Origin of the sequence: Bacillus sp. FSL K6-2819, assembly GCF_038008305.1 — a bacterium.
Lineage (GTDB): Bacteria > Bacillota > Bacilli > Bacillales > Bacillaceae > Bacillus > Bacillus amyloliquefaciens.
The window spans coordinates 1762073-1788923 of record NZ_JBBOYV010000001.1 but is presented as its reverse complement, the minus strand read 5'-3'; the positions used below and the strand labels follow the sequence as shown (position 1 = coordinate 1788923).

Sequence of the window (26851 nt, the reverse complement as noted above, 5' to 3'; positions counted from 1 at the left end):
CCTTAACTCAATTGTTGTACATGTCTTGTTACTTTAGGCTGATAGCTTCGCAGTTTTTGCATCGCCGAGCCGTGATGTTCAGGGTATACTTCTATCATTTCTTCCGGTTTTTCCACAGGCTCTTCCGCCTGTTTCATCATGACGAATTGATTCAATGGGCCGCCGAGCAACCGCTCAAGCGCCGCCATCGCTTCCGGCGCTTCAATCGATCCGACTCCCGCCTGTTTCATCCGTTCTTGATATTCAGCAGATGATACAATTCCGACGCTGCCCCAGTAGCTCCAATTCATCACCGCCGCCGAATACGGACACACTTGAGCCAAATGAGCGGCAAAGGCATCTTTGAAGCTGCATCCGGCCGCATAATTGCTTTGTCCGGCCGCGCGTGCAAATGATTGAACAGACGAGAAGAACAAAGCAAAGTCCAGCGGCTCATTTCGGAAAACGCGGGCCATATTCACGCTGACATTGACTTTTGCAGCGAGCACACTTTTAAAACGGCTTTCCGGCATATTTGCCAGACCCTGATCCTCTAAAACGATTGCGGAATGGATGATTCCGTTAATATGCGGGTGCGTGCGTTTGATCGTTTCATACGCACATGTGAGCTCATCCGGATTTGCCGCGTCTGCTTCAATATAAATTGGCGTCGGCCCGAATTGGCTGAGTCTGTCGATTTTTTCCCGGATAGCGCTGTTATGTTTTCGTCTGCCGATCCAAACGACGCGTGCCTGATACGTTTTCACGGCATATTCGCTCCAAGCCTCGCCGATGCCGCCGGCGCCGCCGATCACGACATAGACGCCGCCTTTTTTGTAAGCAGGCCGGTTTGACACCGGCTGCTGCACAGGAATGAGACGCTGTTTGTACCAATGATTGTTCCGGTACGCCCATGTATTGCCTTGCTCATCAAACGGCGCTGAGAACAGCTCCGCCTTTGAAACATCTTCCGGGCTTCCGGCATCAATCAGCCTTGTTTGCCAGCTTGGATACTCTTTTGCAAGCGAGCCGACCAAACCGTGAATGCCTGCATGAGCCGGATCAATAGTGTCGTCCGGCTGTACGGACTGTGTTTTTATTGTGACTGCGGTCAGGCTGATCCGCTTGCCTCCATATCCTAAAGCAAGCATTGCCTTGATCACTCTGTACATCTGGATGACGCCCGCATCCTGGGCTTTCACCATGTCACTGGCGGTGTGAAAAGGGGCGATCCATACGATATGGCCGAATGGCCCTCTGGCTTTCATTTCTGCCGCAACAGCCTCTATTTCATCCTCCGGAGTGATATGGAGCCTTTTTGCAGCAGGATGATGCATTTGAAAAGCCGCGCTCTCCTCATCCCCCGCGATAAAGACAACCTCTTCCGTCTCACATGCAGGGCTCTGGCCGCGGAATTCCGCTAGATCCCATACCGGAGCCAGAAGGTTTGCTCCATTTAATGATGTTTCCGGCGCAGGGCCTTCCATCATTCTGGAAGAAATCCCTTTAATCCTGACACAGACCCTGCCGTCCTCATCGCATAAATCAATGTCCAGCCGCTGAATTTTTTCATCCGTTCCCCGGGAGCTGACATACGCCCACATACTTGTTGTGCATGGACTGAAAATGTCCAGTTCCTCAAGAGCGAACGGCAATGACAGCTGGTTATCATCAGCGTGCAGTTTCAGTCCGATTGTCGCTTGCAAAGCTGAATCAAGCATGCATGGGTGAAGAACATATTGATCTGCCGTTTCTTCGAGGAAGGAAGGCAGACGGAGCTCAGCCAATGCTTGATTGTTTCCGATGTGAATCTGCTTAATTCCTTGCTGTCCGGGACCGTAATCAATGCCGATTTTGCTGAATAAGCCGTAACACTGCTCAGAAGTCAGCATGTTGTGGCCGCATTGAGCTTTCAGTGCGCCTATATTACGCTGCGGAGCCTTCCCGTCGCTGAGAATGCCGGCAGCCCCCTGACAGTGTATCTGCCTGCCGCTTGCTTCTGTTTTTGAAGCCGTGTAAATGTCATATACGATTTCACCGTTTTCCCTCGGAACGAGGCTGATCTGCGCTTCAATCGGACGGCTCCCCGCTTCAATCGGACGAACCCAGACGATGTTTTTCAGGCGGATGGCAGACGGACGTTCCTTTTGTCCTTTGACTGCCTGAGTAACTGCCGCCCGGGCCATTTCCAAGTAAGCGACACCCGGCATGACCGGTTTGCCTTTAATCAGATGATCGGTGAAAATCGTCTCTTGCCCCGTAAATTCGGAGCGGAAACGCTGCTCTGTTAAATCCGATACGTTTTCGTGAAGAAGCGGATGCAGCACCCGGGCCGTCGCCACGGCTTGCGGTTTCTCTGCTTTTGGCCGGTTGTCCGTGATCCAATACCGCTCTTTCGCAAACGGATAAGTAGGGAGGCTCATTCGACGGGGCTTGATATCAGCATATAGGCCGTCCCATTTGATATCACTGCCCTGCACCCATAATTCCGCAAGCTTGTCATTCTCTCGGCGGCTGATCAGCTCTTCGATATCCGATTCGCCGTTTCCGCCTGCGGCAACGGCGTTCAGCGCGGTTTTACCCGCTTTGCCTTTATAAATACCCGCCGCGTCATAATGTCCTTTTGCACAGCTATTCAGCTTGTCCCGCAGCTCTTCGGCCGAGGAAGCGATGATGGCCGCTCTTTCTTCCATGGCATCACGTCCCTGCTGAAGCGTGTAAGCAATATCGGCAAGATCCTCGTCCGTAAAAGGAGCTTGTGCCAGCTGTTGCGCCTGTTCTTGCAGACGTTCTTCTTCTTTGGCCGACAGCACAAAGATTTGAGGATGTTTGACAATGACGGTTTTTCTTTCTTCCCTCGGGATATATTCTTCAATGACAACATGGGCGTTTACGCCGCCGATGCCGAAAGAACTGATTCCCGCGCGGCGCGGCAGGTAATTGCCGTTTTCGTCTTTCAATGCCGTCCATTCTCTTTTTTCCTGTACGATGTAAAACGGACTGTCCTTCAGTTTGATATACGGGTTGATGACCTCGCTGTGGAGGCTTTTTGCGAGTGTTTTATGCTTCATCTGCATCAGCACTTTGATCACACCCGCGACACCTGCTGCCAGCGATAGGTGTCCGATATTGGTTTTGGCCGAACCCAATCCGCAATGACTCGCGTAAACGGCGGGATCGCCGGTTTTTTCGTACAGCTTTTGAAAGGCGGATTTCAGGCCGTTGATTTCGACCGGATCGCCAAGCTCCGTCCCGGTTCCGTGCGCTTCAATATAAGTGACTGTTCTCGGATCAATACCTGCTTTGTCATAAGCCGTTCTGACGACTTCGGCTTGGGCTTTCGGGTTCGGTGTCGTCAAGGAGTTCGCGCGTCCGCCGTGATTAACCGCGCTGCCTTTGATGACGCCGTAGATATGATCGCCCGCTTTTTCTGCTTCTGACAGCTTTTTCAGGAAAAGAATTCCGGCACCTTCACTGACGGCAAATCCGTCCGCCCGGTCGGAGAACGTTTTACATTTCCCTTCTTTGCTCAGCGCGCCGGCTTTGTCATAAGCAATGTGGCCTTGCGGGGTGACGACGGTATTCACGCCGCCGGCGATCGCCATATCGCAGTTCCCGTTTTCAATGGCGCATACGGCGTGATGAATCGCGACCAGTGAGCTGGAGCAAGCCGTGTCGATCGGTTCACTCGGCCCGTGCAGATTGAGCATATAGCTGACACGGTTCGGCCCCGCTGACGGGCTCATATTTGCGGCTGACGCACCGCCGATATCCAAGTCTGAAAATAGTGAGCCGTATCCGGTATTCCCAGTGCCGATGTAAAGGCCCGTTCTCGTGCCGGAAAGGCTTTTAGCGGAATATCCCGCATCTTCTATCGCTTTCCACGCATACATCATTAACAGGCGCTGCTGCGGATCCATCTGTTCGGCTTCCAGCGGTGAAATTCCGAAGAACAGCGGATCAAAATCCGCAACTCCGTCAATAAATCCGCCCCACTTTACATTTGTTTTGTTGGCTTCATAAAGCGGGTCACCGTAATACTCCCGCCAGTCCCAGCGGTCCGCCGGCACCTCTGTTATGCAATCTGTTCCCTCTTCCAAGTTACTCCAATACTCATCAATATTTGCGGCCTTCGGAAACACTCCGCTCATACCTACGATAGCGATCGGTTCCGGTTTATGTTCAACCGCTGTCTGAACAGGCTGTACGGCAGTTTTTGCAAAGCGTTTGTTCCCTGTCAGCCTGATGCCGCCGTCATCTGTTACTCGGCTTTGGTTTTCTTCTTTTTTCGGCTGTGTGCTGCCGGTAAATTGTGTTTGATAGTCTTCTGCTAAATGATGAGCCAAGGCTTGAATCGTCGCATATTCAAAAAACACGGTCGGTGTCAAATCAAGCTGGTAAGAGTCATTCAGTTTGTTGGCAAATTCCGTCAGCGTAATGGAATCAAATCCGTATTGATTGAACTCCAAATCGATATCTATTTCTTCAATATTTATTTTCAGAAGTCCGGAAACCTCTTTTGCCAGCAATTCCTGAAGTTTTGCCGTCAAGTCTTTCGGCGCAGGCGTTTCCTCCGTTTTTTTAACCGGTGAAAAAGCGGCTATTGGCGTCTTTTGAAGCAGTTTTTCCCGCATAACGGCGAGATTTCCTTCCATGACGAGCACACTTGTTTTCCCCGTGCTCCATGCTTTGTAAAGCGCTTCTATTCCGGTTTCAGTGCGCATCGGCGCCACGCCGGTTCTTTTTTCGGTGAGCTTCGCCATTTCTTCATTGACTTGCATTCCGCCGTCTTTCCAAAGCGGCCAATTGATTGACAATGTATGCCCATGGCGGTACATTGCCTTAACCAGCGCGTTGCGGTATGCCGCATAGCTGTCCATAAACGCGTTTGCCGCAGCATAATCCGCCTGTCCCGCATTCCCCGTGACGCCGGAGATGGAGGAGAAAACGATGAAAAAGTCCAGCGCTAAATGCTCGGTTGCTTCATCAAGGTTGACAAATCCATCGGTTTTAGGCGCTAATACACTGTGAAACTCTTCAGTTGTTTTCTTCGCGATATACTGATCCTTCATCACACCAGCGCTGTGAATGATGCCGTGAAGTCCGCCATATTCCGTCTCAATTGTTTTGACCAGATCCGCCGCAGTTTGAGCGTTTGTCACGTCAGCCTGTTTGTATTCCGCTGTCGCTCCGAGTGATTCAAGCGATTGGAGCTGCTGCCTCTGATTCGCGCTTAATGGGGAACGGCCGGTCAGAACCAGTGTCGGCTCTTTGACGTTACGGGCGATTTCTTTCGCGAAAATAAAGCCAAGGCCCCCGGCTCCTCCGGTAATAAGGTAAATGCCTCCGTCGTTCCAAGGAGTGCGTATTTTACTGCCGGACACAGCCGTTTCTTTGACATCAGCCCTGTATCGAATGCCGTTTTCATATTTGATATGGCCGTCATCAGCACATGTTTTATTTTCTCTGATGATGTCTGTGATTCTGCCGTTTTCTGCCGGCTCTATTTCAATCAGCTGGGTTTTCAGCCTTTTATGTTCCAGGCCGGCTGTTTTTAACAGACCTGAAATCCCTGAGAGCAGCTGATGCTTACCTGTTTTAGAAAGAACCGCCTGGATGAGTACGTCTCCTTCCGTTTCTTCCTTCAGCAGTTTTTGCAGCGTCTCCAATATCCGCCCGGTATAATCACGGAAGCGCGCTGCCGGTTTCTCATGCGGGGAGGTCATTTCAATGCATTCGGCTCCCGCAGTTTCAACGGCTTGTTTCAATCCGGGTTCTGTGTCACAAAGCATCACGATATGCCGGGCAAAAACAGGTTCCGTTTGAGCGGCAGTTTCAGTGCTTTGGGTCCATACGGGCTCAAGCATAAGCGTTTCCGGGGCTTCTTCTTTTTTCTCAGGTTCTTTTTCAGCCGTTCTGAACGACAAACCTTTCAGCCTTACGCAAACCTTGCCGTTTTCATCACAAATATCAAGATCGCGTTTTTCCACCTGTCCGGCTTTATGGTCTTCAGAAAGTCTGGCGTATACCCACATCCCGGCAGTGCACGCGCTGAATACTTCGAGCTCCTGAACCGCAAACGGAAGCATCAGTTTTTCATCATTTGTTCCGGTCAATATGCTTGATGCCTGCAATGCAGAGTCCATTAAGCCCGGATGCATGACATACTGCCGTACCGTGTCCGCACAAGCCGGATCAAGCGACAGTCGGCCCAATACGAAATCATCCCCTGTATAAATCGCTTTGACACCCCGGAAAGCCGGGCCGTAATCAAAACCGATTTTGCGGTACATATCGTACACTTCGTCTGCAGAAAACGGTGTCTCGGCGGATCGTGATTTCAGCTTTTGCAGATCAATAACCGGAGCCTCTGCGTCAGGACGGACTGATACTGCACCTTGGCTGTAAACGGTCGGCTGATCTGTTTCAAGGCCGCTGTAAATGTCAAAGTGAACGTCATTTGCAGTATCAGGAACGAGACGGATATTGACATGGATCGGCTCGTCTTCAATGGTGATCGGCCGCACCCAAACCGTATTCTTAAGCTTGACGCTTCCCTGTCCGGTCGGCACTTCAGATGCCTGTTCCATTGCAGCGCGCGCCATTTCAAGATGCGCCACTCCCGGTAAGATCGGCACGCCTTGTACAACATGGTCCGCAAGGTAAAATTCTTCTCCGGTATAGGTTGAAGTGAATCGCTGTTCGGCAAGGTTTGATGTATTTCTGTGCAGAAGCGGATGAAGCACGTCCTGCGTTCCGGCAGAAACAGCGCTTGTTCTTTCGTGCTTTCCGATGCGTTTTGCCGCCCAATAGCGGTCTTTTGCAAACGGATATGTCGGCAGGCTTATGCGTTTAGGCGGCCGGTCTCCGTACAGCTTCGCCCAATCGACGTTCAGCCCTTTCACCCATAATTCGAGCAGCTTCGCGTATTTGCCGCGTGCCATCCATTTTTCAACGGCTTCTTGAATTTCTTCATCTTCCGTCAGCATTTGCAGCGTGCCTTTGTCTATTCTTCCTCTGTACAAGTCCGCGTTCTTATCTCCATTGACAAACTGCGACAGTTTTTCCTGCAGTTCTTCAGCGGATCCGGCAATAACCGCCAGGCGTTCTTCCATGGCGTCCCTTCCGATTTGGAGGGTATAAGCCATAGAAACAAGGCCGGATTGACCGAACCGCTTTTCTGAAAGCACACGTTTCAGCTGTTCGGCTTGTTCTTTCAGGCGTTTTTCATTTTTGGCGGATAGAACGAAAAGGCATGGATCGATGTGAGAATGATCTGCTTCCGCTCTTTCTTGCGGAATGTATTCTTCGATGACGACGTGGGCATTTACCCCGCCGATGCCGAATGAGCTGATGCCCGCGCGGCGCGGCTGCTCGTTTCCTCGTTCGTCCGTCTGCGTCTTCCATTCCATCGTTTCCCGCACCAGATAAAACGGGCTGTCTTCAAGCTGAATGTACGGATTTACCGTCTCACAGTGAAGACTTTTGACTAATGTTCGATGCTTCATCTGCAGCAAAATTTTAATGATGCCCGCTGCTCCCGCGGCAAGGGATAAATGGCCGATATTTGTTTTGACTGAGCCTAAGCCGCAATAGCCGGACGCTTTCTCTTTTCCGTCTGCAAACGAGCTGAACGCTTGTTTCAGGCCGTTAATTTCAACGGGATCTCCAAGTTCTGTTCCGGTGCCGTGAGCTTCGACATAAGAGACTGTTTTAGGATCAATGCCCGCTTTTTTGTATGCGGCTTTAATGACTTCCGCCTGTTGTTTCGGGTTAGGCGTTGTCAAAGATGCCGCACGGCCGCCATGATTCACTGCGCTTCCTTTAATGACGCCGTAAATATGGTCTCCATCGGCCTCTGCCGCTGACAGTTTTTTCAGGAAAAAGAGTCCGGCCCCTTCACCATGGGCAAAACCGTCAGCTTGATCGGAGAACGTTTTGCATCGTCCTTCTTTGCTCAGCGCGCCCGCTTTATCAAAGCTGATATACACATCCGGAAGAACAATCGTATTGATTCCTCCGGCTAAAGCCATGTCGCACGTCCCTTCTTCTATTGAAGAAACGGCATGGTGAATGGCAACGAGCGAGCTTGAGCAGGCCGTATCAATCGGTTCGCTCGGCCCGTGCAGATTGAGCGTATAGCTGACACGGTTCGGTCCGACAGACGGACTTGTATTCGCCGCGGATGACCCTTCAATCGTCGCATCGGCATTGGCTAATAGAGAACCGTAGCCGGTATTTCCAGTCCCGATAAACACACCTGTTTTTGTGCCTGAGAGACTCTTTGACGCGTATCCGGCATCTTCAATCGCTTTCCATGCGTACGTCAGCAGGAGACGCTGCTGAGGGTCCATTTGCTCCGCTTCCCGGGGTGAAATCCCGAAAAATAACGGATCAAATTCAGCAATTCCGTCAATAAATCCGCCTTGGTTGACATTTGTTTTATTAACTTCCTTTGCGGGATCCCCGTAATAGTCCCGCCAGTCCCAGCGGTCTTTCGGAATCTCGGTCATGCAGTCTTTGCCTTCCTTCAGGTTTTGCCAGTAAGCATCAATGTCTTCAGCCATCGGAAAAATTCCGCTGATGCCTACGATTGCAATCGGCTCCGCCTTCTGACCCCGCTGTACTGTCTGCGGAAGTGTCTCAGGCAGAGTGCGGCGGCGCTTAACGGCCGGGCGTGTTTTTTGAGTCTCTTTTACCGGTTTTGACGATTGAACCGTTTTTGTATTAACCGCAAACCGTCCGGCGAATTCATCCTCATATTCACTGATTAAATGAACGGCAAATTCATGAATCGTCGGATGATCAAAGAAAATCGTCGGCGTTAATCTAAGCCGGTACGTTTTATTCAACTGATTCGTAAACTCGGTCATCGAGATAGAGTCAAGCCCGTATTTTGTCATTTCTTCATGTGCATCAATTTTGTCAAGTTTCACTTTTAACAGTGAGGCTGTCTGCTGTTTTAAGAGATGCTTGACTTTTTCAAGCAGGCTGTCAGCGTCAATCTCATGATGTACGCCGGACTCAGCTTCCGGATGATCATTCTCTTTTCGGAACAGTTTTGCTTTCATGTTTTTCACGTCTCCTTCAAGAACCGTCACCCGGACTGCCCCGCTCATCAAGCCTTGATATAAAGCCTTGATGCCGGCTTCTGTGCTGAGCGGTGCGATTCCCGCCTCTTGCATCAGTATATCTTCTGTCTGCTTTCCTGCCTGCATTCCGCCTTCTTTCCATAACGGCCAGCTGACAGAAAGCGTCTTTCCGTATCTTTGTCCTGCGGCTTGTAAAGAACGGCGGTACGCGGCATACATCTCCATAAAGACGTTTGCAGACGCGTAGTCAGCCTGGCCGACGCTTCCAAGCACACCTGATAAGGATGAAAAGACAATAAAGACATCTAATTTCTCATGCTGTGACGCTTCATCAAGATACACAAGGCCCTTCACTTTCGGAGCGAGAACGTCTTGATATTCCTCTGCCGGCTTCTTCACCATGTAGTTGTCTTTTATAATGCCGGCACTGTGAACAATTCCGTCCAGCTTGCCGTGCCGTTTGCGGATATTGCGGATGAATCGGTATACTTCTGCTTCATCCGTGACATCAGTTTGCTCGTAGAAGACAGAAGCGCCGGCAGCACGTACTGTTTCCAGCAGATCTTGCTGCTTTTCTCCGAGAGCGGATCGGCCGGTTAATATGATGACGGCGTCTTTTGTGCGGTTTGCGATCTCTTTTGCAAAGATCAGGCCTAAACCTCCGGCACCTCCGGTGATGAGATAAACGCCTTCGTCTTTCCACGGAATGTCCGGCTCCGCTTGAGAAATGTCCACCTCTTCCCAATCAGCAGCAAAGCGCTTGCCGTTTTCATATTTCACATGGACGCTTTCGGCATGCATATGGTTTTCGGACACTTTTTCCGCTATGTCTTCAGCACTTTCTTTTTCATCGGCTTCTATCATTTGACAAATCAGCTTGGAATGTTCAAGGCATGCGGTTCTGAAAAGGCCGGTAATGCCTGAGAACACCTGCTGTAAGCCTGCTGAACGCGTAACAGCCTGAAGAAGAATTCGGCCCTTCGGCTTGCCTTTCATTATGGTTTTAATATGATCAAACAGCTGACCCGCATAGGAATGATACCGCTCTGCAATAGATGCGGGGCGCTCGTCCAAAATAAAGACGCTTGCGTGTTCAAGCTTGGCTTCAATTGCTTGTTTAACGGCTTCATCGTACTCACAAAGGAAGATGATATGCTGTTCATACGAAGGCGCGTGCTCCTGCGCCGGTTTCTGCTGCTCCTTCCAGACCGGCTCAGCCAGCAATGTATCAGTACGGCTGACAGGGACGCCGGCACCCGCGTTTTCTTCCATGATCCGCGTTGAGAATCCTCTCATCCGCACGCAAAGCCCGCCGTTATTGTCATATAAATCGATATCAGCTTTTTGGATATAATCGCCGGCTTTATTGTTCGCGCTGAATGTGACGTACACCCACATGTCAGCAGCACATGGCTTCAGTACGTCCAGCTCCTCTAAAGCAAACGGTAATGCGGCTTTGAATGGTTCCCCGCTTTCTGCAAGCAGCGCTCTTGTTACGTTCTGCAAATATTCGGCGGCCTGAAGCGCACCGTCCATCATACTCGGATGAAGGATATAATCAGCTTTTGTGTGAGAGACGGATTCAGGAAGCTTCAATTTAGCAAGCAGCCGGTCTTCGCCTTTGTATACAAGCTGCACACCTTTGTATCCGGGTCCGTAATCAGCTCCGATCATTCCTTTATAAAACGCTTCAGATTCGATTGTTCCCTGCGTGCACCAGCGCTTCATCTGCTCAAGATCCGCCGTTTCTTCCGGTCCCTTTCGGATGATTTCAGCGATGCCCTGATTATAAAGAGGAGCTGCTTCACCGCTTGAATCGTTCCCGCCGTACATTCTGTATTGAATCTGCCCGTCTTCTTCTTCATAAAGTCCGACATGGACACTGACAGTCTGCTGATCGGCTATCACCGGGCGGACCCACACGATATTCTTTAAGCGAAGGCCCAAAGATTCCTCTGATACCCCGCCGATACTTCTCTCCGCCGCGGCCCGTGCCATCTCAAGGGTAACGGCGGCAGGCACGATCGCCATTCCTTTAATGATATGCTCGGCAATAAAATACTCTTTGCCCGTGAATTCCGAGCTGAACCGCTGCTCCTGCAAAACTGATGTATTCTGATGGATCAGCGGGTGCAAAAGCTTCGTATCCGTTTGCTTCACAGCTTCTTCCGGCCAGAAGCGCTCTTCGGCGAACGGATAGGTCGGCGCACTGATTCGTTGCGGTGCGGAATCCTGATACAATAAGCCCCAATCGACACGCACCCCTTCTATCCAGAGCGCCGCGATTGCTTTCAGCTTTTCTTCCTGTGTCTGGCACGCCGCAAGCTTTTCCATCTCCTGAGGTGACGCTTCTTTATTTCTCACTTTTTCGCCCCGTAAGATGTTTTGTTTATTACCATTGATGAAATCCTGCAGCTGACGCTTCAAATCGTGACGATCGTTACTGATAAAGACGGCTCTCTCTTCCATCGCCTCACGTCCGGTCTGGTACGTAAACGCCAGATCATGCAAGGAAACATCGGTTTCGGCTTCATTCAGAAAGTCGGATAAACAAGATGCATAGGCAGTCAGGCGCTGCTTATTTCTTGCTGACAGCGGAACGATATAAGGCGGCCGGCCGTCATTTGAGCTGCTGATCGTTTTGTTTTCATATTGTTCAAAAATGGCGTGTGCGTTTGTTCCTCCGAGCCCGAATGAGCTTAACGCTGCGCGGTGCGGCGTCTCTCTCTCCGGAAGCGGTTTTCTCTTGTCCGCTACATAAAACGGCGAACCGCTGAATGTGATATTCGGATTCGGTGACGTGTAATTAATGGTAGGCGCCAGCTCCCGATGATATAAACTCATCGCGACCTTGATGCACCCGGCAAGGCCCGCCGCTGTATCCAAATGTCCGATATTCGTTTTTACGGAGCCGATCCCGCAATACTGCTCCTGATCCGTGTAACGTTTATACACTTGCTGCAGCGCGGACATTTCAATCGGGTCACCCAATGTCGTTCCTGTGCCGTGCGCTTCGATATAGGAAACAGTCTCCGGGTGAACGTTCGTGCTGTCTAAAACTTGCTGGATGACGTCAGTCTGTCCTTTTACACTCGGTGCGTAAAAACCGACTTTATCCGCTCCGTCATTGTTCAGACCGATGCCTCTTAGCATAGCGTAAATGTGATCTCCGTCCTGAACGGCTTGTGACGCTTTTTTCAGGAGAATGACGGCAGCTCCTTCTCCGCCCGCCATACCGTCGGCTGAAGCGTCAAATGCCTTGACATGCCCGTCGCTTGAAAAATTCAATCCTGTTTGATGTACATAGCCGATGCTTGTCGCAGCATGCAGAGTTGCTCCGCCGACGAGCGCGTATTCCGATTCTCCGCTCGTTATGCTTTGATAGGCTGAATAAAGACCGACTAATGATGACGAGCAATTTGAATGAACGAAATAGCTTGGCCCTTTTAATCCGAGCTTATGGGAAACCATCGTCGGAATCGTGCCGCTCTGCGCCAACACCCATGACACATAGCCGTCAGGAGATTCATGGCCTTCTGTCGTTTTTTCCGGCAAAAGCGACCGATACGAATTATTGCTTGCCGACATATAAACGCTTGTCTTCGGAATCTCTTTGGATACATATCCCGCGTCCTCGACGGCTTTCCAAGAATGAAGCAGCAAAAGCCGAAGCTGAGGATCCATAAATTCTGCGTCTTTCGGAGAAATGTGAAAGAATTCAGGGTCAAAGAGATCTTTTCCTTCTATCGTCGATAATGCCGGCACATAATCGGGATTTTCGATCAAATCTTCCGGTACGCCTGCTTCCCGAAGTTCTTCTTCCGAGTAGAAACGGACGCTTTCTTTTCCTTCTCTTAACTGCTTCCAGAACTCATGATGATTTTTCGCGCCGGGGAATTGACAGGAAATCCCCACTATCGCTACGCTGTCCTCAAAGTAAGACGGCACCCCGTTTTGAGCCGTTTGTTCTCTTTCTCTCTCATCTTGGGCGGGCGCCTCTCTCTCAGCGGCCTGTTTTGTTTCAACAATAAATCGGCTGATCGCCTGAATGGTAGAGTGTTCGAATAAATCCGTGACGGTAAAATCACATTCCAGCTCCTGTTTAATGCGTTCTGCCGCGGCGACAGCCAGCAGCGAGTCGCCTCCCACATCGAAAAAGCCGTCTTCGGTTTTGATCCCCGCGGTATTCAGCAGGTCTTCCCATATTTCAGTCACCTTCGCTTCCGCCTCTGATAACGGCAGACTGCCCGTCTTTTCAGACCGGTGAACGATCACCTTGCGCTTTTCCAGGTCTTTGCGGTTCACTTTGCCGCTCGGTGTTAACGGCAGCGCATCCAGTCGGATAAAATGGGCAGGCACCATATAATCCGGCAGGCCTGATAAAAGATGTTTGCGGAGCGCTTTTTCATCTGCCGCATGACCGGAGCGGGCCGTATAATAAGCGGTCAGCTTTTTATGTCCGTTCTTTTCCTGAACGACAACCGCCTGATCAAGGATATCCGGATGTTCGCTCAATTTTGCTTCAATCGCTCCCAATTCGATGCGGAAGCCGCGGATTTTTACTTGACTGTCAATACGTCCGGCATATTCTATATTTCCGTCAGGCAGCCATCTGGCCAAATCGCCTGTTTTGTAAAGTTTTTCTCCTTCACTAAACGGATTATCAATAAATGATGCCGCCGTCAGCTCAGGCTGATTGTAATAGCCTCTGGCCAGACCGGCGCCGGCCACGCAAAGCTCGCCGGCCACACCGTCCGGGACGGGGCTGAGCTTTTCATCGACGATATAGAGCCGCGTGTTTTGGATCGGTTTTCCGATCGGCGTATTTCTGCTTGTGATTTCCTTATCGCCGCAGCTGTAGTAAGCGGCATAAATGGATGTTTCCGTCGGGCCGTATATGTTTTCAATTCTGGCGTTTTTGAAGATGGATACTGACTTTTTGACCAAGTCTTTCGGAAACGCCTCTCCGGCCACCATCACATATTTCACAGGACCTTCCTCTGTAAATGACGTATGCCGCTTTACCGTTTCCAGAAATACATTAAACACAGCAGGAGCAAAATTCAGATGCGTCACCTGGTGAGTTTGGATGTATTCCATGCAAAGCTGCGGATTTTTTTCTGCACCGGGCGGCAAAATGACAAGCCGTCCGTTTCCGATAAACCAGCCGAATAATTCAGAAATCGAAACGTCAAACACGTAGTTCGTTTTTAACAGATAGGCATCCTCCTGCGCGACCGGATACTCCGCTTCCAAAAACTGCAGTGTGTTCATGATGGCCCTGTGCTCAACCATGACGCCTTTCGGTTTTCCCGTGCTTCCGGACGTATATAGGATATAAGCGAGGTGATGCGGTTTTGAACGCTGCGCCAATTTTGCCCCGCCGGCAGGGCGTCCGCTGTTTTCGATCTCTACCGTGCTCACACCGCCGATGGTTAACCGTTCAATCATGCCGCGTGTTTTTGCTTGCGTTAAGACGATTGAAACGCCGCTGTCAAGCAAGACGTGTGACATCCGTTCCTTTGGAAAAGCCGGGTCCAGCGGCACATACGCACCTCCCGCTTTTAAAATGGCGAGGATGCCGATGACCATCTCAAAAGAACGCTCCGTACAAATGCCGACCGGGCATTCCGGTGTGACCCCCTTTTCTTGCAGATACACAGCGAGCGCCGTGCTTCGTTCATCTAATTCGCGATATGTAAGGCTGTTTTCACCGAATGTGACGGCTTCTCTTTCAGGGTGCCGCCCGGCTTTTTCCGCAAACACTTCATGAATACAGCGCTCATTCGGCTGATGGGATGTGCGGCTTTTTTCCCGTTCCTGATTCTGATTGAGCAGGCCGGAGCATGCTTCAAAAGCGATCTCCGGGTCAGAAAGCACTTTTTCTGCCAGTTTCATATAATGCTCCGCCATCCGTTCGATAGTAGTGGGGCTGTAGACATCCGGATTGTACAGAAATTGCAGGACTGTTTCTTTTTCTTTTTTATAGACTTCAAGCGCAAGCTCAAATTCGCCTTCCTGATGAATGTCTTCTATCATTTCAATCCCGAGTGATTGATATTGTTCGGCCAGCTTTTCCGCTCCTTCTGTCCGGAAGAAGTTTTGATAGAAAAACGCGGTTTGAAAAACAGGTGAAACAGCAGGCGAACGTTCTGTCTTCAATTCTTTTACAAGCGCCGGAAACGGATACGCGGCATGGTTTAACCCTTCTGCAAGTGTCATCTGAAGCTCTTTCAAAAAGGCCGTAAAGGTTTTTGCGCCCGTCTCCCTGCTTCTGACCGCGATCATATTAATAAAGTATCCGATCATAGACTCAAATTGAGCCTCAGAGCGCCCCATTGTCGGCATGCCGACGATGATATCTTCCTGATTCGTATATTGATAGAGCAGGCCTTTGAAAATAGCGAGATACACAACCGATTCATTGACATTATTTTTTTGGGCGCAAACTTTAATCTGCCGGTTCAGTTCATCAGGAAGCAAGCGCTGATACGCCTGCCCCCTGCAAGTTTGAACCGATGATCTCGGGTAATCCGACGGAAGCTCTAGCACCGGCAGCGGTCCTTCCAGCTGCTCTTTCCAATAAGAGAGATGCGTTTTTCCCGCTTCACTTTCCAGCAGTTCTTTTTCCCAGTTCACAAAGTCATGATAATCTGCGGCCTGCCGAAGCATTTCAGGTTCTTTGCCTTCGCCTGCTTTTACATAGGCGTCCAGCAGCGCCGACATAAACGTCATAAGAGACACGCCGTCAAAAATGATATGATGAATGGTGATTAACACGATCGATTCCCGCTTCGCCCTCCGGAACACTTGAACGCGCAGGAGCGGACCGGTTTCAAACGCAAACGGTTCTTTTGCCTTTTCTTTAATAAACGTTAGAGCGTCACGCCCGCTTAGTTCAGAAAGATCCATTTCTTCAATCGGAAAATGCATCTCCGAATCTTCAATCTGATACGGAAGGCCGTTTTCCTCTTTTATCACACTGGTCAAAATAGGGTGCTGGCGCTTCACAAACAAAAGGGCGTTTTTGAATGTCTCGATATCCAGCTTTTGAAATCGAAAGCATAACGGAATGTTATATGCGCTCATCTCCGGAAACATTTTCTGAAGCATCCACAAACCTTTCTGGCCTTCTGAAAGCGGACGTTTTGCAGTTGTCCGCTTGAAAGCCTGAAGCTCTTGTTCTACCTCAGCGATGGTGAGCGTTCCTGATCTGTAGGCATCGAGAAGTTCTTTATGATTCATAAGTCTTACTCCCTTCTATGATGTCTTGCACTCTTTTAAAATCCAATGTCCCCTCAGAGACCTGTTTCATCATGGCGATGATCTCCTGATCCGTATACTCCTTGCTTTCCGGAGCAGCGTCTTCTGTTTCGGTTTCTTCCGTTCTGTAAAACGTTTCGATCGTTTCTTTGTGTTCTGTCAGGTAGTAGTTCATAACGTCCCCTAGCGTGGCATAGCTGTAAAATAACGCCGGAGTGACTTCAATGCCGTAATGGCGCGACAAAAGAGCGGCAAATTTGGCTAAATAGATGGAATCAAATCCGAATTCCGCCCAGTTTTTATGCAGGACGAGCTTATCTTTGGATATTTTCAGCAGACTGTGTATCAGCTCTTTCAAATCCGCTTCGAGCCGTTTTTCCGTGCTTTCTGCCGGGATGCGGCTGCTCACGGTTTCCGGCAAAGCTTCCGGTTTTGATGACTCATCTTTCCGGATACCTAAAAATCGTTCGGCGCGGCTTCTTTTGCCTGCAATGACGAGACACTGGGTGTTTTCTTGAGAAATGATGCGCTCAAACAGCTCAATGCCTTCATCTGTTTCTAACAGGCGCTGGCCGCTTGATTTCAGGTACATGCCTGTCGTCTCTTCACCGCCGACGGCCATTCCGCCGTTTTTCCAGACGGGCCAGTTTATGACAAAAGCGTTTCCGCTTTCTGATTGTTCGTTTTTATAGTGGGCGTACGCCATTTGGAACCTGTTCGCCACTGCGTAATCACAGCAGCCGAAATCCCCTAAAACAGCCGATGTGGATGAAAAGTAGCAGATGAAATCCGGCGTTTCATTTTTCAGCCACTCGTCAAGAAGCAGGCTTCCGTTTATTTTCGGTTCAAGTGTACCGCGGAAATTCCCGATTTCATTTTCAAAGACGGATGTTCTGCTTTCGATGCCCGCCGCATGAATGACGCCGTGAATGGCTCCGAATCGTTCTTTCGCGCGCTTAATGCAGTCGCCCATTCCGATCGGATCACAAACATCGGCTTCGGCGTAAAGAACACCCGCCCCGAGATTTTCCAGCTCTTTCATTTTTTCTTTCTTCTCTTCATTGATCGGCGACCGCCCCGTGAGAATGACATTTGCCTGATAATTCCGGGCGAGGTGGCGGGCAAATAAGTAGCCGAGCCCTCCTAATCCGCCTGTAATGAGATAGGTTCCTCCGGTTCTGATCCTGCTGTTTTCTTCCGTTAATCCGGTTGGTTCAGTGTGATAGACATACCGTTTCCCCTCTTCCAAGAAAACGGTATGGTCTGTTTCAGCCTTCAGCTCGTCCAAAATGGTTCCCATCCAGTCTGTCATGGCCGCGCCGGCTTTTCTGAAGTGGCCGGTAATGCTTGTTTTCGGGAGAACAATGCCGAGCGAACGCTCAAAGCCGATCCATGATTCCAAGTAGCACTTTTCCAGACCGGATGCATATTCACCCGCCAATAACAATTTTTCCGGCAGCAGACCGGTCTCGGCCATTGCCTTGAGAATATAGACGATACATGAATAATCTTCTATGCAGCTTTTATCTTCGAGCGCCCATAAATACAAAATGGCAGAAACTTCACCGTACTCTTTTTGAATGTCCGCAAAAGCGTTCACATATGATTGCGGATCTTCCCGCACCACCTGGCAGCGGCCGGAGGATAAAGCCTCATACCGGTCGCCCTGAGCGATAAATATAACGTCAGCTTCACTGTCGTACGATCTGATCGCCGAGACGGCTTCCTGCTGCTTCTTCTGATCAGATAAGAAAGAAATCACCGTCTTGATTTTCTTTTCTCCAACAGCCGGCAAAGCCTGTTCTTTAAGAACTTCTCGGAAAGCCATCACTTCAAACTGTTCTGCCGGATCATTTTCATCGGCCGCTGCTTTAACGGGCGCTGCCTTACTTTGAGCAGGCTGCTGATGCCAGAAGCGCTCTTTCGCAAACGGATAAGCAGGCAGGCTGATGCGGGCCGGAAGACGGTCTCCGTATAATTTCGCCCAATTGATATCTAATCCTTTTACCCAAAGCTCAAGCAGCTTAGAATATTTCCGTTTGCTGATCCAAGCGTCTAAGATTGCTTCCATATCATCATCCGCCGCAAATACGGCAAGCATCCGTTTGTTTTCTTCCGTACCGTCGCGGTGCATTTCGGCGGTGTCTTTTCCGGAGATAAATCCAGTCAGTTTTTCTTCAAGTTCATGAAGTGAATGAACGATAAAGCCGAGACGCTCTTCCATCGGCACACGGCCCGTCTGAAGAGTATAGGCTATACTCATAAGATCACTGCTGCTGTATCGTTTTTCACGGATGGCGGCTGTAAGCTGTTTTGCTTTTTCAGTGAGCCGTTCGCTGTTTTTCGCGGACAGGACGATAATAGCGGGCTGATCACCCGGCGATTCAACAGGCTCTTTATCTGCAATATATTCTTCTATGACGAGGTGGGCATTTGCTCCTCCTGCGCCGAAGCTGCTTAATCCGGCCCTTCTCGGAATCTCTTTGCCGCCGATGACGGGACGTTTCCACTCGCCGAGTTCCTGCTGAACGACAAACGGTGTATATGCGAACTCAATATTCGGGTTCAGCTGCCCGGCATGCAGGGACGGCGCAATTTGGCGGTCTTTCAGCTGGAACAATATTTTTGTCAGACCGGCGATGCCCGCGGCGCTTTCACAATGGCCGATATTGGATTTTGCGGAGCCGATGGCGCAAAACTGTTTATCTGTTGTATCCTCTTCAAATGCTTTCGTTAATCCGGCGATTTCAATCGGGTCCCCTAATGCGGTCCCCGTGCCGTGGGCTTCAATATAACTGACGGTGCGCGCCGGGACGTTTGCCCTTTGGAAAGCCTCTTTTATTAAGGCGGCCTGCGCGTTCGGGTTCGGAACGGTGTACCCGTTCGTTTTGCCCCCGCTGTTAATGGTGCTTCCTTTAATCACACCGTAAATGTGATCGTTGTCGGCAATCGCTTGGTCTAACGGCTTTAACACGACCGCGCCCACTCCTTCTCCGTCTACAAAACCGTCCGCGCGGTCTCCGAACGATTTGCATGTGTCGCTTGCAGAAAGCATGTTCATGACTGACAGATTCATATAATGGATCGGGTCGGTTACGATATTTACGCCGCCGGCAATCGCGCATTCGCTTGAACCGCTGTATAGGCTCTCAAGCGCCAGATGAATGGCCGTCAAAGAAGAAGAACAGGCTGTGTCAACCGCAATGCTCGGTCCTTGGAAATCAAAAAGGTAAGACACCCTGTTGGCAATGGACCAGTAGCCGTAGCCTGTCGGGTAGTTTTTGTTCATCGCTCCGGCAAAAACGCCGATTTTTCTGCTTTGGCACAGGTTGTCAGGCGTATAGCCGGCATCCTCGATACTCGCATACGCCGTTTCTAAAAATAATCGCTCCTGCGGGTCCATGCGCTCCGCTTCCAAAGGAGAAATCTGAAAGAACAGCGGATCAAACTTGTCCATATCTTCAATGAATCCGCCCCATTTCGTATAAATAGAGCCCTCTTTACCTTTTTCTACATCATAGTAATCCTGCCAGTTCCAGCGTTCCTGCGGGATTTCTTCTATGCAGTTTTTTCCTTTTTTAATGTTAGCCCAAAGCTCAGCCGCTGTTTTTGCCTGCGGGTAGCGTCCTGAAACGCCGATGATGGCCACGTCGCGAACCGAACTTTGCCGGACGGCCTCTTTTGCTGCCCGTTTTTCTCTCCGCCGCCAGTCAGTGCGAAGCGGCTTAGCCGGCTGTACAGCCTGCGGTTCGGATGCCGCCTCTGGTTCTTCATGAACAGGCGCTTGTCCCGTCAGTTTGATCATCGCGTCTTTTTTTGTTTTGATTAAGTGGCCGACGAGAGCCTCGATCGTCTGATATTCAAAAAATAAGGTGCTGCTGACTTGGTCTAACACATTTCGTAACGCATTTGTCAGCTGTACGACGACGATAGAATCAATTCCGTATTTTTCAAGCGGCGCTTTCGGATCAATTTGAGCCGGCGGAATTTTTAATGTTTCTCCGATTAACGTTTTTAAGTACTCGGTGCTTTTTTCTGTTAAAGCTGTATCGCTTTTTTCGGCCGTTGTTTGCGGCTGAAGTTCCGGCGCTTGTGCTGCTTTTGGCAGTGCGGCCGGTGTTACGCCTCCTGCTTTAAGCGTTTTTTGGCGGACAATGCCGTTGCTTTTTGCCGCTACAATCTGATGGCTTAAATCATGTGCAGCTTCTGCCGGGAAATAGACAGAATGCCAGCCTTCGCTTTCTAACACGTGCTTCCAGCTTTTTGGATACAAGCCCGGGCATCCCGGAATACGAAGGTCAGAATCTTCATGCAGCCACCAGCCTTCAAGCAACCCGAAAGTAATATGCGGGAACAGGCTGTTTCCCGCCATTTCATTTAAGAGCAGCAGGCCGTTGTCTTTTAAAACGGCTTTGGCGTTTCTCAGCGTCTGGCGGATGTCTTTCGTCGCGTGGAGCACGTTGGCCGCAACGACGATGTCGTATGCGCCAGGCTCTATGTCCTGACCGGAAAGCGGCGCTTCCGCGTTAAAAAGTTTATAAGTCAGATAAGGATTCTGTTTGCCGTATTCTGTTTCCGCATGCACGAGAAAAGCTTTCGATACATCGGTGTAACAGTATTCTTTTATATGGTTTTGATACGGCTTTAGCTTTTCAAATATGCCTGCGCTTGTGCCGCCTGTGCCCGCTCCGATTTCCAGTATGCGGATGGCGGTTTTTGAGTTTTTACTGATGGTTTCTTTCACATAGGACGTTAATGTATCTGACAGGGCGCCGTTAAAGTAATCCGCGACTTGATTATGCTTATAAATTCCTTCAACAAGTTCCATTGAAGAGTGCGGGAACATGATATCTGTGGCCGGCATGTCTTCGCGCAGAATGTCCGGCAGTGCTTTAAGCATCGTCTCGGCTAAAACAGTCATTGCTTTTGTATCAGTATTATTGAGCCATTCCGCTTTTTCCTGCTCCCATTTTCGCCATAGCGAGGCGGTTGCGTTTTCAGCGCGGGCTGACAGTGTAAATGAATCGGCATTCCCTTCCAGATAGCCGTGTTCCAGAAGGAAGGTGATCGTTTGATCGAGCCATTTTTTAAAATATTCGTGTTCAGGCTCATACGCTTTAAGGCTTTGCGGCGTCAGCAAGTCCGCTTCTTTAAGCTGGGCGATCAAAAGCTGATACAGAAAATCATCAAGCTCCTGATGTTCAGCCTCTCTTACAAGACGCGCGCCGGGCGGAGCGGCCTTCGGCTGTTGTCCGGTTACAAGCGGATGAGGCGGATAAACGGAAATCGTTTCTCGTTCATTCATCCCCTCTACTGCGACCGGTTTTGTCGTATGAATGAAGGCTGCTTGATCAACCGGTATCGTCATAAGTGTTTCAAGCGCCTCCATCGCAGCGTCCGGTTCGATCAGTCCCAATCCGATCTGATCCATCAGCTGAATAAAATTGCCGTCTTCAGCCGCTTCGCTGTTGCCCCAGTAGCCCCAATTCATGACTTTGACCGGGCAGTTCCATTTCTGATCAAGTTCCTTCGCAAATGCGTCACTGAAGGCGCATCCTGCGGCATAATGGCTTTGTTTCACATTATGGATAAATGCCACAAGCGAGGAGAAGAAGAGCGCAAAGTCAAGCGGCTCCCGTCCGAATACCTCCGCCATGGACACACTTACGTCGGCTTTTGCTCTCAGCACCGATTTGAACTCTTCTGTCTTCATATTATTTAAGCTTTGCTCAGACAGATCCATTGCCGAGTGAATAACGCCGTTAATTTTTGTGTGACGCTCTTTTATGAGCTGATAAGCCCGCTCTAAGGAAACACTGTCAGCGGCATCGGCGGAAATATATTCAGGCGCCGGACCGAATGCGCTGAGCCGGTCGAGTTTCGCCTGTATGGATTTATTCAGCGTGCTTCTTCCGATCCAAATGACGCGTGCTTTGTAGCGGCGGATCATATATTCGCTCCATGCCTCGCCGAGATACCCGGCGCCTCCGATTACGGCATAAACCCCGCCTGTTTGGTATAGCGTGCCGTTTTTCGGCATATTGTCAAGCGGGATCAGCTGCCGCTCAAACAGCTGCTGATTGCGGTATGCCCAAACTTGGCCGTTTTTCCCGGCAGAAAGAGAAAGCGCCTCTCCGATCGGCCAGATACCGTCCGTTTCTGTGTCAATCATGCGGACATTCCAATGCGGATATTCTTTCGCCATCGTCCCGGCAAGGCCGCTGACTGCGGCTTGTGACGGATCGGCGCTGTCCTGATCCGAAAACGGCTGAGCATTTGCTGTGACAAAGCACCAGTCCAGGTGTCTTTCTCCGTACCCTGAGGCAAGCAATGCTTTCATCAGCTTAAACACATGAAAAACGTTGCGCTCCTGTTCCTTAAGGCTGTCAGCACCCTCAGCCTCAGGCGCGAGCCAAATAATTTGCTCCAGCTCTTTATGCCCTTCAAGCATGTGCGTAAGAGATGCGATATCATCCGTACCTCTGATTGGATAATATGAAGCGTTTGGCAGATGCTCTTTTATACGTGAATGCTGTCTGTCAGTTCCTCCGAAAACTGCGGTCTGCTTATTCACCGTATTCACTTTCTTCGTTTTTTCAAGTGAAACGGGCTCCCAAGCCGGAATCATCATCGTGTGTCCGACAGGCGCCTCCAAGGTTTCGCCTCCCGCTGTTTGGGTTGTGTCAAGCGCCCGGACAGACGCGCCTTTCATCCGTACATAAACGGTACCGGCATCATCACACATATCAATGTCAAATTTTCTTACGGTGTCATCCGCTTTGCTTCCTTCGCTGTACCGGATATATGACCAGACATGCTCAGGACACTTCCCGAACACCTCCACTTCCTGCATCGCAAACGGCAAAGAAAGCTCGCGGCTTCCCGCATCGTCATGAATCGAACGGACAAGCAAACCCACGGAGGCGTGAAAAGCGGCGTCCATCATACTCGGGTGAAGCGCGTACTGTTCTTTCGTGTCATGTACGGCAGCCGGGAGTGAAATACGGGCCAGCAATCGGTCTTCACCGATCAGCAATTGCTGTACGCCCCTGTATGCTTCTCCATAATCCAAGCCGATCTTTTCAAAAGCTCCGTAGCATTCATCCGCAGTCACTATCCCTAAATTGCAGGAAGCCTTGACAGACTCAATATCTAACTGAGCGCTGCCCGGTGCGGTAATGACTGCTTCACCTTGGCTGTGAATGACCAGATCTTCGCCGTTTTCTTCTGCCTCACTGTATATTTCATAGGTAATCTCACCGTTATCCTCTGGATAAAGGGCAATATGTATTTCCTTCGGTTTGTTTTCAACAATGACCGGCCGGACCCAAACGATCTGTCTGAGTGTGACGCTATGGCCTTTGTCCGTCACGGCCGCGGCCTTTTTCACTGCTTCCCCGGCCATTTCCAGATAGGCGACGCCCGGCAGAATTTTTTGTCCGTTGACGACATGGTCAGAAAGGAAAAATTCATCTCCCGTAAAAAGAGAAGTGAAGCGCTGCTGTGAAAAATCTGACGTATTTTCTTGTAAAAGCGGATGCAGTACAGTGTCTGACAGGGTTTTATCCTGTTTTTCCCGCTGCGGAATCCAATAGCGCTCTTTTGCAAACGGATACGTCGGAACGCTTGTTTTGCGCGGTTTATCCGGACCGTACAGCTTATTCCAATCCACTGTTTTCCCTTCTGCCCATAACTCGGCAAGCCGCAGCGGATCATCCGTTTCCGGAGCGTTTTCGCTCAGTTCCGGCATCTCGGCTTGTCCGCGCCAAAATCCCGGGATATTTTCGTTTCCTTTTACGAAATCGTTCAGTTTTCCCTTCAATTCGCGGGTGTCATTTGCAAGGAAGACAGCTCTCTCCTCCATTGCTTCACGCCCTGTCTGAAGGGTGTAGGCCAGTTCAGACAGCGCCGTCTTTTCGGAAAGTGTCCGGGCTATTTTTTCCGCATAGGCCAGCAGCCTGTCTTTATTTCTTGCGGACAGCAGGAAGATTTTGGCTGCTTCTTTCTCAGGCGCAGGCGCTTTTTGTTCAGGCTGAATGTATTCTTCTAAAATGATATGAGCATTCGAACCTGATGCCCCGAAGGAACTGAGTCCGGCCCGGCGCGGATAATGCGTGACTTTTCCGTTTTCTTCGGCTGCCGGCTGCTTCCACGGAGCAGTCTGCTGCTGTACGTAAAAAGGCGATTTCTCAAATTTCACGTATGGATTTAATTCACCGGAATGCAGAGATTTGACAAGCGTTTTGTAATGAAGCTGCAGCGCCGCTTTTGTTAAGCCGCTGATGCCCGCCGCAGATTCTGCATGGCCGATATTTGATTTGACTGAACCGATGGAACAAAATTGCTGATCCTGCGTCCCTTCGCTGAACGCTTTTGACAGGCCTTCAATTTCAATCGGGTCTCCTAACGAAGTGCCTGTTCCATGGGCTTCCACATAGCTGACAGTCCGCGGGCTGATGCCTGCTTTTTTCAGACATGCCTTAATAACTTCTGCCTGTGCAGCAGGGCTCGGGACGGTAATTCCGCTTACTTTTCCGACATGGTTAACGGCACTTCCTTTAATAACCGCGTAAATCCGGTCGCCGTCTTGTTCGGCTTTTTCCAGCGGCTTGAGTAATACGGCACCCACTCCTTCTCCGGAAACGTAGCCGTCACCGCCCTCGCCGAATGTACGGCAGCGGCCGTCACTCGAGTGCATGCCGACGCTTCCGTAGCTGAGATATTTCGCCGGATGCAGCGACAAGTTCACCCCTCCCGCAAGCGCGGCCTCACATTCGCCGCGGCGGATGCTTTCAATGGCCAGGTGAACGGCGGTCAAAGAAGAAGAACAAACGGTATCCACCGCGAGGCTCGGCCCGTGGAAGTCACAATAATAGGACACTCTGTTGGCAATCTGCGCATAATTCAGTGAAACCGGAAAAGGATCAGTCTCCGATAATTGTTCTGCGCCGATTAAGGAATAATCTTTATGCATGACCCCTGCAAAAACGCCGACAGGACGCTGTTTATTTTTTTTATTTCCAAGCGTTTCAGGCGTATAGCCCGCATCTTCAATCGTCTCCCAGCAGGTTTGTAAAAACAGGCGTTCCTGCGGGTCCATCATTTCCGCCTCACGCGGTGAGATTCTGAAAAACTGCGGATCGAAGCAATCGGCATCGTCGATGAAACCGCCCCATTTTGATACTTTTTTTCCAGATGGTGACGTTACGTTTTTATATGTTTTCCAATCCCAGCGGGACTTCGGAACCTCAGTGATGCAATCCGTGCCTGCCTTAAGGTTTTCCCAAAACTCCTCCACATTTTTCGCTTTCGGATACCGGCCCGCCATTCCGATAATCGCAATGTCTCCGGTGTTTTCATGTTGGTTTGGCACACTTGGTGTTTCAGTTTCAAGTACTGATGGTTCGGCTGCATGATCTTCCCTTTCAAATGAAACGGTCTTTTTCAAATAGGCAGCCAGTTCTTTTATATTTGTATATTCAAAGAGAAGAGTGGGCGCGAGGGGCACACCCGCCTTTTTACTGATATCCTGAACAATCTCAAGCAAAGAAGATGAATCCAGCCCGAGCTCGTAGTAACCGGCAAGAATGTCAAGCGGCTCCCAAGGCTGCCCCAGCTTTTCAGCCAAAAGCTTCTTTAAAAACAGAATGATGTCTTTTTCATCTGCGCTTTCCGGCTCTTTTGCATCCTGTTTATCTTGTCCGGCTGTATTCTCGTCTTCTTCGAACCGCACCGCTTTTCCCGTAATGTTTTTAAGCTCCGCGACCTTCTGTCCGGATCGGCTGAAGTACTCGATTGTCATAGTGGTGAGTTCTTTTTCCTGACGGACGCCGGAAGCTGCGATACGCGCCGTGCACTCTGATTGAAGCCTGTCGGCGGCCGTGAATGATTCATAATATAAAGGCAGGTGGAGCCGGTTTGTTTCAGAAAGCAAACCGCTCGCCCCGATTCCGCTCGCATCCAAAAGGGCCGGGTGAAATAAAAAGAAATCCTTTCCCTCTTCGCAAGATAGCTCAGCCAGCATGCCGTCTTCTGTTTCGTATAATCGTCCGTTTGATTTCATCATGCCGGAATGAACCAAATCATGATCCAGGCAGCGGTTATACATCTCATCAAGATCCAGAGATCGGACTGACTGCTTCACATCGCCGAAATCAAGGGTTTCATCAAATGTGACAGCGGCTCTTTTCACCATTTCAGCCGTCGCATACTGTATATTGTCTGACAGCTCGTCACCTTGCTGTTTCTGCCCGGAAAGGGAGATGAACCATTTTCCATCTCCGCTTTCAGAACATTGAATGGTCAGAATGATTGCAGCCGTTTCACTGACGGTTAAAGGCTGATAAATCGTGACGTGCTTCAATTCGAGCTCATTGTATAAATAACCGTGTTCCTGAAAAACCTGATAAATCAAGTCGATATAAGCAAGACCGGGCAATACCGCTTCACCAAAGACCATATGGCCTTTCATGATAGGGTGATCCAGTGAGATATTGATTTTTTCCGATATCATTCCT

The 26851-nt window shown here is 50.0% G+C and carries 2 protein-coding genes; both read right to left on the bottom strand.

Annotated features, from left to right (window positions below; genetic code table 11):
* Positions 1–2: 2 nt before the first annotated feature.
* On the bottom strand, positions 3–16316 hold the full coding sequence (locus MHH91_RS09085) for a non-ribosomal peptide synthetase (protein WP_014471841.1): 16314 nt from the start codon (positions 16314–16316) through the stop codon (positions 3–5).
* Entirely contained in the window at positions 16306–26847 is a 10542-nt protein-coding gene (locus MHH91_RS09080; protein ID WP_014471840.1) for an SDR family NAD(P)-dependent oxidoreductase, read from the bottom strand. The genes MHH91_RS09085 and MHH91_RS09080 overlap by 11 nt, the downstream gene beginning before the upstream one ends.
* Positions 26848–26851: the final 4 nt, after the last annotated feature.